Source organism: Marinovum sp. PR37 (genome assembly GCF_028807375.1).
GTDB lineage: Bacteria > Pseudomonadota > Alphaproteobacteria > Rhodobacterales > Rhodobacteraceae > Marinovum > Marinovum algicola.
On sequence record NZ_JARAML010000014.1, the window covers coordinates 102,630 to 116,343 of the forward strand.

At 66.2% G+C, this 13,714-nt stretch carries 12 protein-coding genes; 10 read left to right on the forward strand and 2 right to left on the reverse strand.

Going from position 1 to position 13,714, the window contains the following annotated elements; translation table 11 throughout:
• The first annotated feature begins 33 nt into the window (after nucleotides 1-33).
• The 8 genes from PVW49_RS13275 (at nucleotide 34) to PVW49_RS13310 (ending at nucleotide 8,229) form a co-directional block, all read left to right on the forward strand.
• Nucleotides 34-828 (forward strand): 6-phosphogluconolactonase, encoded by a 795-nt coding sequence (locus PVW49_RS13275; protein WP_074837943.1) that lies wholly within the window; start codon nucleotides 34-36, stop codon nucleotides 826-828.
• On the forward strand, nucleotides 821-1,600 hold the full coding sequence (locus tag PVW49_RS13280; RefSeq protein WP_074837942.1) for a sugar isomerase domain-containing protein: 780 nt from the start codon (nucleotides 821-823) through the stop codon (nucleotides 1,598-1,600). Before PVW49_RS13275 ends, PVW49_RS13280 begins: the two co-directional genes overlap by 8 nt.
• The gene (locus PVW49_RS13285; protein ID WP_074837940.1) at nucleotides 1,597-2,745 is read left to right on the forward strand and encodes an N-acetylglucosamine-6-phosphate deacetylase; all 1,149 of its coding nucleotides are present in this window, start codon (nucleotides 1,597-1,599) and stop codon (nucleotides 2,743-2,745) included. The genes PVW49_RS13280 and PVW49_RS13285 overlap by 4 nt, the downstream gene beginning before the upstream one ends.
• Nucleotides 2,742-4,052, forward strand: a complete 1,311-nt coding sequence (locus PVW49_RS13290) for a neutral/alkaline non-lysosomal ceramidase N-terminal domain-containing protein (RefSeq protein WP_274590758.1) — start codon at nucleotides 2,742-2,744, stop codon at nucleotides 4,050-4,052. The genes PVW49_RS13285 and PVW49_RS13290 overlap by 4 nt, the downstream gene beginning before the upstream one ends.
• Complete coding sequence (locus tag PVW49_RS13295; RefSeq protein WP_274564143.1) at nucleotides 4,036-5,331, forward strand: ABC transporter substrate-binding protein; 1,296 nt, start codon at nucleotides 4,036-4,038, stop codon at nucleotides 5,329-5,331. Before PVW49_RS13290 ends, PVW49_RS13295 begins: the two co-directional genes overlap by 17 nt.
• A 63-nt stretch (nucleotides 5,332-5,394) precedes the next feature.
• On the forward strand, nucleotides 5,395-6,282 hold the full coding sequence (locus tag PVW49_RS13300) for a carbohydrate ABC transporter permease (protein ID WP_048535729.1): 888 nt from the start codon (nucleotides 5,395-5,397) through the stop codon (nucleotides 6,280-6,282).
• Nucleotides 6,283-6,284: 2 nt separating this feature from the next.
• A complete protein-coding gene (locus PVW49_RS13305) occupies nucleotides 6,285-7,121 on the forward strand; it encodes a carbohydrate ABC transporter permease (RefSeq protein ID WP_048535696.1) in 837 nt (278 codons plus the stop codon).
• Between the two features lie 43 nt (nucleotides 7,122-7,164).
• A complete protein-coding gene (locus tag PVW49_RS13310; protein ID WP_048535697.1) occupies nucleotides 7,165-8,229 on the forward strand; it encodes an ABC transporter ATP-binding protein in 1,065 nt (354 codons plus the stop codon).
• Here PVW49_RS13310 and PVW49_RS13315 read toward each other — a convergent pair.
• Nucleotides 8,226-9,425 (reverse strand): hypothetical protein, encoded by a 1,200-nt coding sequence (locus PVW49_RS13315; protein WP_274590759.1) that lies wholly within the window; start codon nucleotides 9,423-9,425, stop codon nucleotides 8,226-8,228. The two genes, PVW49_RS13310 and PVW49_RS13315, sit on opposite strands and share 4 nt — an antisense overlap.
• 171 nt (nucleotides 9,426-9,596) lie before the next feature.
• On the opposite strand from PVW49_RS13315, the gene PVW49_RS13320 reads away from it, so the two are divergent.
• Both PVW49_RS13320 and manD read left to right on the forward strand, forming a co-directional pair.
• Nucleotides 9,597-10,736, forward strand: a complete 1,140-nt coding sequence (locus PVW49_RS13320) for a Gfo/Idh/MocA family protein (protein WP_274590760.1) — start codon at nucleotides 9,597-9,599, stop codon at nucleotides 10,734-10,736.
• Nucleotides 10,737-10,807: 71 nt separating this feature from the next.
• Nucleotides 10,808-12,031 (forward strand): D-mannonate dehydratase ManD, encoded by a 1,224-nt coding sequence (manD, locus tag PVW49_RS13325; protein WP_274590761.1) that lies wholly within the window; start codon nucleotides 10,808-10,810, stop codon nucleotides 12,029-12,031.
• Nucleotides 12,032-12,112: 81 nt separating this feature from the next.
• Here the strand turns inward: manD and PVW49_RS13330 are convergent.
• On the reverse strand, nucleotides 12,113-13,714 hold a 1,602-nt coding region (locus PVW49_RS13330), incomplete at its 5' end, for a hypothetical protein (RefSeq protein WP_274590762.1).

The following is a 13,714-nucleotide window of genomic DNA, read 5'->3' on the forward strand; positions in this document are numbered from 1 at the left end:
GTGTGCTGACTGTCAATCAGGGGAATGTGAGTCATGAAGAGTAGCGAGCGTGTTTCAGAGGTGCCGGGCCGCAGGGCCAGCGGGCTGAGCGAAAAATACTGCGTCGAGATTTATGAATCCCGCCCGGCCCTGGGCGCCGCCGTTGCCGCGGATGTCGCGGCCCGGATCCGCCAGGTGGCCGCGCGGAAGGCCGAGGTGCGGATCATCTTTGCCGCCGCCCCCAGCCAGTCGGACATGCTGGCCAGCCTGGTCGCCCTGCCGGATATTCCCTGGGGGCAGGTCACCGCCTTTCACATGGACGATTACCTCGGCCTCGAGGCCGCGGCGCCGGAGCGGTTCGGCAACTGGCTCGAGGCGCATCTGTTTTCCAAGGTGCCCTTTGGCGCGGTGCACCGGATTGCCGCCGAGGGCACCGCCGACGAGATCTGCGCGGGATACGCCGCGCGTCTGGCCGAGGCGCCGATCGATATCGTCTGTCTCGGCATCGGGGTGAACGGGCATATCGCCTTCAACGACCCGCCGGTCGCCGATTTCCACGACAGCCAGGCGGTGCGGGTTGTCGAACTGGACGGGGTCTGCCGCCAGCAACAGGTCGACGACGGATGTTTCGCGCGATTCGAGGCGGTGCCGGAGCGGGCGATCACGCTGACCATTCCGACGCTGATGGCCGCGGACGCGCTGTTCTGCGCGGTGCCCGGCGCCCGCAAGCGTGCAGCCGTCAAGGCGGCGCTGGAAGGGCCGATCAGCACCGATTGCCCGGCCAGTATCCTTCGGACCCACCGCAATTGCACCATCTACCTTGACCGCGAGGCCGCCCCGCATGGATGACCCGACCCCCCGCACCGCCGACGAGATCTGCACCGGCTATCTGGAGGATGTCGTCACGCTGATGCGCCGCATCCAGCGCGAAGAGACCGGCCCGCTGGACGCCGCCGCGCGGATGATCGCGGATCATGTGGCCGAGGATCGGCTGGTGCATGTCTTTGGCCCCGGCGGCCATTCCAACCTGGCCACGCAAGAGGTGTTTTTCCGGGCCGGCGGGCTGATGCATGTCAATGCCATCCTCGACGAAGGCACGCTGTTGTCGAACGGCGCTCTGCGCTCGATGGCGATCGAACGGACGCCGGGCTATGGCCGGATCGTGATCGAGGACCAGGGGCTGGCCGCCGGCGATCTGCTGATCCTGGTGAACGCCTATGGCATCAACGCGGCGCTGATCGACGCGGCACTGGTGGCGAAGGAACGGGGGGTGAAGACCATCGGCATCTCCTCGCGGCAGCACGCCGAGAGCACCGCCGCCGATCACCCGGCCCGGCATCCGTCGAAACAGAACCTGCATGATCTGGTCGACGTGGCCATCGACAGCAAGGTTCAGATCGGCGACGCCATCGTCGAGATCCCCGGCATGGCGGAACGCATCGCGGCGGTGTCGACCTTTGCCAATGCCACGGCGCTGAACACGCTGGTGATCCGCACGGTGCTGCATCTGCGCGACAAGGGCGTCGAGCCGCCGGTCTGGCGCAGCGGCAATGCGCCGGGCGGCGACGAGGCAAACCGGAAATTCCTGGGCAACTTTCGCGGAAGGGTACGCGCGCTTTGACCTCTGTCGCCACGTTCTCGGGCCGCGACGTTCTGAGCGGCGAAGGCAAGACCCTGCATCTGCGCGACGGTCGGATCGCCGCCGTGACCAGGTGCGACGAGGCGGATCTGCCGCTGCTGTCGCCCGGCTTCGTGGACCTTCAGGTCAACGGCTTTGGCGGCCATGATCTGAACGACGGCAGGCTGACGCCGGAGGCGGTCGAGGCTTTGTGCAAGGCGCTGGTCAAGGTCGGGGTGGCGGCCTTTCTGCCGACGCTGATCACCGCCTCCGAGGCCGCGCTCTGCCAGCGGCTATCGGCGATCCGCAGGGCGCAGGAGACCCTGCCCTTGGCCGGCAAGATGATCGCTGGCATCCATGTCGAAGGCCCGTCGATCTCGCCCAAGGACGGCCCGAGGGGGGCGCATCCGCTGGCGCATGTGCGCCCGCCCGCGACCGAGGAGTTCGCCCGCTGGCAGGACGCCGCCGGCGGGCTGGTGCGGATGGTCACCCTCGCCCCCGAAACAGCCGGGGCGACGACCTATATCAAAGCTCTGGCCGATCGCGGCATCTGTGTCGCGCTGGGCCATTGCGACGCGACGGAAGAGGATATCGCGCGCGCCGTTGCCGCCGGGGCGCGGATGTCGACCCATCTGGGCAACGGCATCGCTGCCACCCTGCCGCGCCACCCGAATGCGATCTGGGCGCAATTGTCCGACGACCGGCTCACCGCCAGTCTGATCCTGGATGGTCATCACCTGTCCCGCGCCACCGCCCGCGCCATGATCCGCGCCAAGGGGGACGAGCGGGTGGTTCTTGTCTCGGACAGCGTGAAATTCGCCGGCATGGCGCCGGGCCGCTACCAATCGCCGATCGGCGGCGATGTCGAGGTCAGCGACTGCGGCCAAGTGGCGATTGCGGGCACCGAATACCTGGCCGGCAGCGGCGCCTGCCTGCTGGATATCGTCTGCGGCTATCAGGCCTTTACCGGCTTTCCGGCGACTGACGCGCTGCGCATGGCCACGGTCAACCCGGCGCGGATGATCGGCCGCGACCTGGCCCTGAGCCCCGGTGCGCCGGCCAATTTCCTGTTGTTCCAAGGCGCCGCCGCCGATGGCCGGCTGCTTCCGGCCGAGATCGTCTTTGACGGCGTCAGCGTGCGCTCATGACGCGGGTCGGGGTCTCGGTCGTCGATATCACCCCGCCGCCGGGGGGCGCCATGTCCGGGTTCGCGGCGCGGCAGGCTCCGGCGGAGGGCGCGCATGATGCGTTGACGGTGCGGGCCCTGGTGGTGGAGGACACGGCGCTGGTGGCGGTGGACGTGATCGGCATCGACGCCGCGCTCTCGGCGCGGGTCCGCGCCCGCAGCCCTCTGCCGGCGCAGAACATCACCCTTGCGGCCACCCATACCCATGGCGGCCCGGTCTCGATGCCGGGCCGGCTGGCGGGCCGCGCCGATGCCGAATTCCTGCGGCGGCTGGAAACCGGTATCCTGCGCGCCATCGAAGAGGCCGCGCAGGCGCGCCAGCCGGCCAGGCTGTACGGCGGATGCGGCGCCGAGCCCGGATTTGCCAGCAACCGGCGGCACGCCGGCGGGCCGGTCGACCGGGGGGTGCCGGTGCTGCGGTTTGACCGGATGGACGGGACGGTGCTGGCCTATTTCGTCTCTTACGCCTGCCATCCGGTGGTGCTGGGCGCCGACAACCTGCATTGGACCGCCGATTTCCCGCATTTCCTGCGCGCCCGTCTCGAAGCGGCCAGCCCCGGGGCGATTGCGATCTTTGCCACCGGCTGCGCCGGCGATGTGAACACCGGGCACAGCGCCGCCGCCTCGCTGAGCCGTGCGCGTCAGAGCGACCGCACTTACGACCGGGCCCGCATCATCGGCGAAGGCGTGGCACAGGCCGCGCTCGCCGCCGATCTGGTGCCGCTGACCGGCGCAAGCGGCGCCGGCGAGGGCTTTGACAGGCTCAGGTTCGCGCCGCGCGAGGTGGGCGACCGCGCAGATCTGGCGCGGCGCTGGCGCGCCGCGTCGCAGGCGCCGGGCGATATCCATGCGATCTGGGCGGAGTGGGCCGAACAGAGGATGGGCCGGGAGATCGATCCGATGCCCGCCCGCTGCACCGCGCTGTACTGGGCCGGGGCGCGCATCCTCGGGCTGCCGGGCGAGATCTTTGCCCGGACCGCGCTTGACCTGCGGCATTCGCTGGGCGGAACCGGGCCGCTCCACATCATCGCTTATGCCGATGACAATCCCGGCTATATCCCGCCCCGCGAAGAATTTGACGCGGGCGGCTACGAGGTTGAGGAAGCACATAGATTTTACGGAATGGGTGCGTCGATCGCGCCCGGCGTGGCGGAGGCGTTGTCCCAAGCAGCCCAACGTGCCGCCGAAACAGCGGCGATTGCGACCGCTGAAGGCTGTTCAATCAAAACGTCCAACAACAAGGAGAGTTCACATGACATTCAGGGGTAGAAACGGAACCGTCGCCAAGGCGACCATGTGGTCTGCCGGGCTGATGCTGGCCGGCACGCTGTCGGCCCAGGCGCAGGACGTCGTGATCTGGGGCGGCTTCCCGGAACTGGCGGATTTCTACGAGCGCGTGGCCGAGGGCATGAGCGACGAATATCCCGATCTCAACGTGATCGTCGAGCCGATCGGCCTGCGCGATCACGAAAAGCGGGTGGCGCTGGGCCTGTCGTCCGGGCTTGACGATGCCACGGTACTCGAACTCATCGGATCGACGGCGAACCGCTATATCGTGAACGATCTGCTGCCGCCCGCGCCCGACGACATCGCCGACTTCGTCAATGATGCCGGCAATTTCGAACCGTTCTTCCGCGACACCGCCACGGTGGACGGCACCGTCTACGGCGTGCCGCTGTTCCGTGGCCAGGGCGCGCTGTTCTACAACACCGACATGCTGGCCGAGGCCGGCCTGGACGGCCCGCCGACGACGATGGAGGAATATGACGACTATGCCGCCAAGCTGACCCAGCGCGATGCCGATGGCAATCCGACGGTCTCGGGCTGGTCGCTGCGCCTGTCCGGCGGCGGCGGCGGCATTGCCGAGAAGTTCTGGATCAACATGCACCAGTTCGGCGGCGCGCTGCTGGAGCCGGTCGGCGACAAATACCGCGCCGCCTATGCCAATGAGGCCGGTCTGGCGGCGCTGCGGCAATATGTGAACGCGGTCAGCGGCGACAAGACCGTCACCATCGACATGCCGGCCGATGCGGCCGCCTTTCAACGCGGCCAGACCGCGATGTTCATCCGGGAAAGCTGGGTGATCGGCGACACCGAGAAAAAGGCGCCCGAGCTCAACTATGACACGGCGCTGCTGCCGCGCGGCTCCATCGCGCTGCCGGTCAATCTCTATGTTTCCGGCGGCTCCGACGCGGCGCAGGACGCGGCCTGGGCCTTTGCCATCGAGGCCAACAAGCCCGAGCACCTGATCTGGCTGCTCGACAATGTCGGCTGGCTGCCGAACCGGGCGGGCGTGGATTACAGCGGCGTCATCGAGGCCAAGCCGCAGTTTTCGGCCTTTGTCGACCTGCCCGAGGATTACGATCTGTTCACCCTGCCCTCGATCGAACCGATCAACGAGATCCTGACGCGTTTCGCGGCGGTTCTGACCGAAGCCTTTGCCGACCCCTCGCTTGCCGGGGATGACGCGGCGATGATGGCACTGCTCGAATCCGCCGAGGAAGAGACCAACGCGATCCTCGATCGCGCCGGCATCCTGGCCGAGTAAACGCCATCCGGCGGCCCGGCGCCTCTCTCTCTAGCCGGGCCGCCCGAAACCAGGGGTATGACGATGCTGAAACGAAAACGGTTCCTGTTCGCCGTGATGGCGATCATTCCGACCTTTGCGATCTTTGGCTGGGTGCGGATGTATCCCATCGTCGAGACGCTTCGGCTCAGCGTGTTCCAGTGGAACCTTCTGTCGCGGGACAAGACCTTTGTCGGCCTGTCCAATTTCATCGAATTGTTTGGCGACGACCAGTTTCTCGATGCCCTGACCAATACCGCCATCATCGCCTTTGGCGCCATGGCGGTGACGATCCCGGTGTCCATGGCGCTGGCCGGGGTGATCTATCACCGCACCCGCAGCCGCTTTGCCGGGTTCTACGAAACCGCGGTCTTCATTCCGCATGTGGTCTCGCTGGTGCCGGCGGCGATGGCGTGGAAATGGATATTCGATGCCAAGCTCGGGCCGCTCAACGCGGTCATCGTGGCACTTGGCGGCGAGGCGCAGGCCTGGCTGTTCGATCCGGTGCTGTCGGTGGTCTGCATCATCCTTCTGGTGTCCTGGCAAACCCTTGGCTATGCGGTGCTGATCTATCTGGTCGGCTTTCGCAACCTGCCGAAATCGGTCTATGAGGCCGCCAAGCTGGACGGCGCCAACGGCATCCAATCGTTTTTCTTCATGTCGGTGCCGCTGTTGAAGCCGATCACGCTCTACGTCTCGGTGGTGACGCTGATTTCCGGCTTCAACGTCTATGCCCAGGCCTATGTGCTGGCGTCCGACACCCAGGGCGCGCCCGGCCGGCTGGTGCGGGTGCTGGTGCTCGACATGCTGGAAAACAGCTTTCAGAACTTCCGTGTCGGCTATGCCGCCGCCGAGGCTGTCATCCTGCTCTCCATCGTGCTGGTGCTGACCGCGGTGCAGTTCGGCATGCTGCGTCAGAAAGGGGGGAAGTGACCATGTCCGCCAAGGCCCGTGCCCGCCGCAGCAACTTCCTGATCGATGTCTGCCTGTTCTTCATCTGCCTGGCGCTGCTGCTGCCGCTGATCATGCTGATCGCCAACGGCTTCAAGACACCGGCGGAAATGCTGGTCTGGCCGCCCACCATCCTGCCCCGCAACCCGACGCTGGAAAACTTTGTCACGGTCTTCACCGAGACGCCGCTGCTGCGCTGGATGTTCAACAGCCTGGCCTTTGCGACGCTGTCGATGATCGCCATTGTCGCAACCTCGGCGCTGGCCGGCTATGTGGTGGCCAAGTTCCCCTTCCGATCGATCAATGTAATCTTCATCCTGTTCCTGACCACGGCGATCATCCCCTTCGAAGTCTACATGATCCCGCTTTATTTCCAGGTAAAGGCGCTTGGCGCGCTGAACTCGATCACCGGGTTGCTGATCGGCTATCTGGTGATGAGCTTCGGGATCTTCCTGATCCGCCAGAATGTCATCGCCTCGATCCCCGACGAGCTGCTGGAAGCCGCGCGGATCGATGGCGCCGGCGAATTCTGGATTTTCCGGCATATCGTGGTGCCGCTGTTGCGCGGGCCGCTGGCCGCCCTGGCGGTTCTGGCGTTCTTCCAGGCCTGGACCGCCTTTGCCTGGCCGATCATCACCCTGACCCGAAAGACCTCGTTCACCATCGAGGTCGGTCTGGCGAATTTCCAGAGTGCCTATACCGTGGAGCTTTCGCTACTCAGCGCCGCCTCGGCCGCCGTCATGGTGCCCTCGGTGCTCGCCTTTGTCCTGTTGCGCCGCAACTTCGTCGAAGGCATCGCGGCAAGCGGCATGAAAGAATGAAACCAGGCGCGACCTCCGCTCACCGACCTCTGAAAGACCGGCAATGACCCAAGTTGAAATCAATGACCTCCGGAAAAGCTTTGGCCCCGTCGAGACCCTGCATGGCGTCTCTTTCGAGATCCCCGAAGGCGCCTTTGCCGCGCTGGTGGGGCCGTCGGGCTGCGGCAAGTCGACCATCCTGCGGCTGATCGCCGGGCTCGAAGAGGTCACCAGCGGCGACATCCGGATCGGCGACCGGGTGGTCAACGACGTCGAATCCAAGAACCGCGACATCGCCATGGTGTTTCAGAACTATGCGCTCTACCCGCATATGACGGTGGCCCAGAACATGGGGTTTTCGCTGCGCCTGCTGAAGAAACCGAAAAAGGACATCGAGACGGCGGTGCATGAGGCGGCCACGATCCTTGGGATCGACGGGCTTCTCGACCGCTTTCCCAAGCAGCTTTCCGGCGGGCAGCGCCAGCGGGTCGCCATGGGCCGCGCCATCGTCCGGCAGCCGCAGGTGTTTCTGTTCGACGAGCCGCTGTCGAACCTCGACGCCAAGCTGCGGGTGCAGATGCGCGCCGAGCTGAAGGCGATGCACCAAAGGCTGCGCACCACGACGATCTATGTCACCCATGACCAGATCGAGGCGATGACAATGGCCGATATCGTGGTGGTCATGCGCGACGGCCACGTCGAACAGGTCGGCCGGCCGCTCGAGCTTTATGACCGCCCGGTCAACCGCTTTGTTGCCGGCTTTATCGGCTCGCCGGCGATGAATTTCGTGCCGGTGACCAGCACGGCGGGCGCGGATGCCGTGGTGCTGGCGGATGGCCAGAGCCTGGACCTGCCGCAGTTCCGGGCGCTCTCGGGTGCCTTCGACCTCGGGCTGCGGCCCGAACATCTGCGCCATACCGCCGAGCCAGCCGGGCTGAACGTGACAATCGAGTCGAGCGAGCAGACCGGATCGGAAACCCTGATCCAGGCCGATCTGGCCGGCCAGTCGATCACCGCGCTGCTGCGCGAACGCTTTGATTGCCATCCCGGCGAGCGCCACCGCCTGACCGTGGACCCCGCCTTCGCCCAGCTCTTCGACGCCGAAACCGGCGCGCGTATCGACGCCTAGGCGCCGATCGCCCGGATCGCGGCCAGAAGGCTCAGCCCGGTGTGATAGCCGGGGTCGAGATCGGGGGTCGCCGGGACAAAATCCACCGGGCCCTCAAGGGTTCTGGTCTGATAGGCAAAGCTCTTGTCGTCGCGCCAATAGTGCGAAAAGAACGCCGCATCGGCCTCTTGCCAGGGCGCGATCAGCCGGCGGTCGCCGGTCAGCTGAAAGCCCAGGGCACAGGCGCGGATCGCCTCGGGCATGGGCCACCAGGGAAAATACGGCGAAGCCAGTTCGCCGGTTCGCGCCGACAGATACAGCGCGATCCCCGGGCCCTGCATTCCGACCTCGAGACAGCGCAGCAGGATGTCGACCAGCGGCGCGATCCGCGGATCTTCGGGGCGGGTCAGGAGATGTTCGAAGGCAAAGCCGCAGAATTCCACGGCATGGCCGATGTTGCAGATGTCCTCGCCGCGGATGGTCAGAAGCAGGCCGGAGGCTGGGTCGAAATGGCGCTCCAGCACGTGATCGATGAACCGGTCGGCAAAGCCGGTCTTGTCGGAATGGCCCAGGCGGTGCAGCAGCCCCGCCGCCGCCAGCAGGATCATGCGCGGGCCGAAATCGTCCGGCTCCGCGTCCACGCTTGCGGGCAACAATGGCCTGGTTTCGTCCATCTGGAACCGGCCGTCCTCGATCGCGTCGATCACCGACATCAGAGAGGCAAGATGGCGGGTTTGTGCCTCGGGCGCGAACAGAGGTGCGGCGGCACAGAGCCCCTTGGCCACGAAGGCATCTGAATAGCTGAAGATCGCGCCGGCTTCGGTCTGCGGCGCGAGGTCGCCGTCGCGCGACACCACCGGCCGCAGGTCGCGGTCATACAGGAAATAGGCGTGCCCGTCGCGGGCGTGCAGCTCGGCCAGCCGCCGGTACAGCGCCGAGGCGGCGGTTTCCAGTTCGGCGGCAAAGGCCGCATCGGTGCCCCGGTAGTGGCCGGCAAATGTGGCCAGTGCCTCGAGCCCGCGCCCCTGAATCCAGCCATAGGTATACCCGGGGCCGCGCAGCCCCGAGGTGGCATCGTAATCCTGCCCGGTGATCGAATGCACCTTGGTGTCGAGGAAGCCGGCCCCCGGATCGTCGCGCGCGACAAGCCAGCGAAGCGTCGCCCGGTTGCAGCTTTCGTAGCGTCGGGCGGCGTCGCGCATCCAATCGGGCGTCATGCAAGTCACTCCTGTCGAAATTCCCGGCCATCCCCCGTTAAATATCTGAATTCAGGAGGAAATGTAACCGGAAAATCGCACCGGCCAAGTCCTGCGCAGGGGTGTAAATTGCCATTGCTCCGCTTAAGTAAAGCATCTAGTATACTAGTCGTCTAATTTGAGGAGGACCCCATGAGCGCCCCGTTGAAAGTTCTGATTTCCGGCACCGGCTTTGCCGGCCAAGGCCATGCCGATGCCTTTCGCGGCGCCGGGGCCGAGATTGTCGGCATCGTCGGCCGCACGCCGCGGGTGGTCGAAGAGGTGGCCGAGGCCGGCGGCATTCCCTATGCCGGCACCGATTGGGATGCGGCGCTGGCCGCCTGCCAGCCCGATATCGTCTCGATTGCCACCCCCGGCGGGGCGCATTACGCGCCGATCAAATCCGCCATTGCCGCCGGCTGCCATGTGTTCTGCGACAAACCGATGACCGAGAGCGCGGAAACCGCCGTCGAACTGCGCGATCTGGCGGCCGCCCGGGGGGTGAAAACCGCCTATGCCGCCAGCTTCCGCTACACGCCCTCGGTGCTGCACGCCCGGCAACTAGTGGCCGAAGGCGCGATTGGCGAACCGACCGAAATCGAATGCATCTCGCATTTCAACCTCGAGCGCGCGATCCCGTTCGGCTGGTCGCACCGCCGCGAACAGGGCGGCGGGCGGCTCAACAACAATTTCACCCACACGCTGTCGATTGCCTGCGCCCTTGTCGGCGACCGCATCCTCAACATCGCCGGCGAGGTGCGCGACGATCTGGGCCGCGCGCCCATCGTCGAGGGGGTGCACAACTTTGCCACGCGGCGGAACTTCATCCCCGAGAACCTGGAGGATCCCGCGCTGCAATGGGGCGAGAGCAATGTCGAATGGTCGTATACCGTGATGGCGCAGCTCGACAGCCCGTTGGCCGACAAGCCGGTGTCGGTGCTGTTCAAGCACGGCGGTCTGGTGCCGCGCTTTCACGAGGATCACATCGTGGTCTATGGCACCGCCGGCGCGATCTACATCAAGGGCCATTACGGCAGCGGCCAGCTCTTTCACTACGGCGCCGACAAACAGTGGCAGGCGCAGGCCCTGCCGCCGGAGATTGCCGCCGGGATGCCCGATGTCGCGGGCGAGACCGAATTGTGCTGGCATTACCTCGCCCGGGAGTTCCTGCGCGACATCCAGGGCGAGACGGTGGCGCCCTACCCGACCTTTGCAGAGGGCAGCCGCGACCAGAAGATCATCGAGCGGCTCCGCCAGAACCGGAGCTGGACCGATGTGACCGATCTGGGCTGAGCCCGCCCCAGGTATTCCCCGCCCGGTGCCGCGCAGAGGGCGCGGGGGCGGCTTTTTCAGGAGGAGACAGCATGAAAATCACCGACGCCAAGGTCTTTGTCGGCGGCCCCAAGAAGAACTATGTCACGCTCAAGATCATGACCGATCAGGGTGTCTACGGTCTCGGCGATGCGACGCTGAACAACCGCGAGACCCTGCCGGCGAAATACCTTCAGGATTACCTGATCCCCAATCTGATCGGCATGGACCCGCGCAATTCCGAGGATATCTGGCAATTCCTCTATCGCGGCGCCTATTTCCGGCGCGGGCCGATTGCCATGGCGGCATATGGCGCCATCGACATGGCGCTCTGGGACATCAAGGGCAAGCTGGCGAACATGCCGCTGTATCAGCTCTTTGGCGGCAAGAGTCGTGACGGCGCCATGTGTTACGCCCATGCCACCGGCGCCGATCTCGAGGATTTGATGGACTCCGTCGCCGCCTATGTCGACGAAGGCTACAAGGCGGTGCGGGTGCAATGCGGCATTCCCGGCATGCCGACGGCCAGCTATGCGGTGCCGGAGGAAAAGGGCGCCCGGAACTACATCACCGATTACACCGGCATCCGGCCCACGGTCGAGATCTGGGACAGCGGCAAATACATGCGCTTCATGCCCGAGGCGCTGATGCGGATCCGCGAGCGGTTTGGCCCCGAGCTGCACATCCTGCACGATGTGCACCACCGGCTGACCCCGCGCGAGGCGGCGGAATTTGCCAAGGCGGTGGAGCCGGTCGGCCTGTTCTGGCTGGAAGATCCGACCCCGGCCGACGATCAGGACGCGCTGAAGCTCCTGCGCCGGCATTCCACGGTGCCGGTGGCCATCGGCGAGGTGTTCAATTCGATCTACGATTGCAACAAGCTGATCGAGCAGGAGCTGATCGATTACATCCGCGTCGCGGCGACCTATGCCGGCGGCATCACCCATGTAAAACGGATCGTAGATCTGGCCGCGCTGCACCACGTCAAGACCGGTTTCCACGGTGCGCCCAGTCATTCGCCGCTCTGCATGGCGGCGCAGGCGCATCTCAACGCCTGGGCGCCGAACTTTGGCGTGCAGGAATACCTGGTGCTGGGCACCCCGGAATGCGACGCGCTGTTTCCGTCGGAGCACCGGATGGAGAACGGCATGGTCTATGTCTCGGACGCGCCGGGGCTTGGCGTGGATTTCGACGAATCCGAAGTCGCGCGCTACGAATACCAGCCCGGCAGCCATCCGGTCGTGCGGCTCGAAGACGGCACGATGTGGAATTACTGACCTCGCGCGGGCCTGGCCTGCAAATGGCACGCGCGGCACGATTTCTCGTGCCGCGCGTTTTCGTCATGTCGGGCCGGAGGCTCAGACCATGATGTCGCTGTCGTCCCAGTCGTCCGGGGTCTCGTCTTCGGGCGTTTCCTGGTCGTCCGCGCCCTGGGTCATCATCTTCATGACCGCGTCTTCCGACATGTCGGGATAATCGGTCGGATCGGGGGTAAAGGCCGGCAGACCGGACGCCGCCGCCCAATCCTCGGTACCCTTGGACCCGCCGGTTCCCGAACCCTTGGAGCCACCGCTGCCGGACCCGCCAGAGCCGGATCCCTTGGACCCACCGGAGCCCGAGCCACCGGATCCGCTGCCGGAACCGCCCGAGCCAGAGCCCGAGCCACCGCTGCCGGAACCGGAGCCTCCGGATCCGCTGCCCGAGCCGCCGGAACCGGAGCCCTTGCTGCCGCCCGAACCGGAGCCGCCGCTGCCCGAACCACCGGAACCGGAACCTTTGCTGCCACCGGAACCGGAGCCGCCGCTGCCGGAACCCCCGGAACCGGAGCCTTTGCTGCCACCGGAACCGGAGCCACCGCTGCCGGAGCCGCCAGAACCGGAGCCCTTGCTGCCACCCGAACCGGAGCCACCGCTGCCGGAGCCGCCAGAACCGGAGCCCTTGCTGCCACCCGAACCGGAGCCGCCGCTGCCGGAACCCCCGGAACCGGAGCCCTTGCTGCCACCCGAACCGGAGCCACCGCTGCCGGAGCCGCCGGAACCGGAGCCCTTGCTGCCACCCGAGCCGGAACCACCAGAACCCGAACCACCGGAGCCGGAGCCTTTGCTGCCACCCGAACCGGAGCCGCCGCTGCCGGAACCGCCAGAGCCGGACCCTTTGCTGCCACCGGAACCGGAGCCCTTGCTGCCGCCCGTGCCAGATCCCGCCGTGCCGGAGCCTTTGGTGCCGCCGTTCTCGTCGCCCTCTTCCGCGACCGAGAGATAGGCGTCGAGCGAGACTTCCGGCGGTTTGCCTTCGCCGTGCTCGCCAATGAACTCGAAATCGCTTTCGGTATAGAAGTAGCTCGTCGGATCATCCGGCAGGATGATCTCGCTGACGTTGCCGAAGTGACCCCAGGCAACCGGGTTGCCATCGGCATCCTGGAATTCGACGCTGCCCATCTGGGTGCCGTCCTCGGAGGTCGTCACGTTGAGCACAAAGGCCGCGCCGGCGTCGCTCAGGTCGAGCACGAAGCTTTCCGGCGCGCTGTCCTCGGTCTTGAACTCATCGGCCATGTTGGCGTCGTACCACTCGGAATAGCCGTCTCCCTCGACGCCCCCGTTGTGATAGGCTTTCGTCGTGCTGGCCTTGTCATTGCCACTGCCACCAGTGCCTTTCGACCCGCCAGAGCCCGACCCGCCGGAACCGGAGCCTTTGCTGCCGCCGCTGCCGGAGCCACCAGAGCCCGACCCGCCAGAGCCGGAGCCCTTGCTACCACCGCTGCCGGACCCACCGGAGCCCGAACCGCCGGAGCCGGAGCCTTTGCTGCCGCCGCTGCCGGAACCACCGGATCCCGACCCGCCAGAGCCGGAGCCCTTGCTGCCGCCGCTGCCGGAACCGCCGGATCCCGAACCGCCGGAACCGGAGCCTTTGCTGCCGCCGCTGCCGGAGCCACCAGAGCCCGACCCGCCAGAGCCGGAGCC